The sequence below is a fragment of the Synechococcus sp. R6-5 genome (assembly GCF_047461775.1).
In the GTDB taxonomy this organism is placed as follows: domain Bacteria; phylum Cyanobacteriota; class Cyanobacteriia; order Thermostichales; family Thermostichaceae; genus Thermostichus.
This window is the reverse complement of the sequence record NZ_JANSHV010000374.1, coordinates 1-534: the sequence shown is the minus strand read 5'-3', so window position 1 is coordinate 534 and position 534 is coordinate 1. Positions and strand designations below refer to the sequence as shown.

General features: G+C 68.4%; 1 protein-coding gene. It reads right to left on the bottom strand.

Annotated elements, in window-relative coordinates; translation table 11 throughout:
* Nucleotides 1–534 (bottom strand): efflux RND transporter periplasmic adaptor subunit (locus NW818_RS13830; protein ID WP_414424881.1); only part of this gene is annotated, 534 nt, incomplete at both ends.

Genomic DNA, 534 nt, shown 5'->3' with positions numbered 1-534 from the left:
TTCCCCCACCTGAACCACCCGCAGCCGCGCCCGATCCCCCTCAACGACATACGCCACCTGCGCGCCCAGACCCGGATGCCACCGGACAGCCGCGCGCGGGGCCATCACCCACGGCGTACGCTCTGCCAGCAGCAGCCGCGCCGTGACGAACATCCCCGGACGCAACCGCTGCTCCCCATTCGACACGATGACCTCAACGCGCAGACGGCGCGCATCAGCTTCCACCAGCGGGCGAATCGTCGTGACCTCGCCACGAATGACCCAGTCGGGATAGGCGTCGGTTGTGGCCTCGACCGCCTGCCCGCGCCGGACCCGCCCGGCTTCCCCGGCTGGTACCTGAAGCTCCAGCTTCAACCGTTCCAGTACCACCAACTCCATCAGGGGCTTCTCCGGCGTGACATACTCGCCCACATTGGCAAACCGCTCGGCCACATACCCGGCAAAAGGCGCCCGTACGGTGGTGTCTTCCACGGCTTTCTGCGCCAGTGCCACGGCCGCCCGCGCTTCGGCAATGCGCGCCTGTGCCGCCCGTAA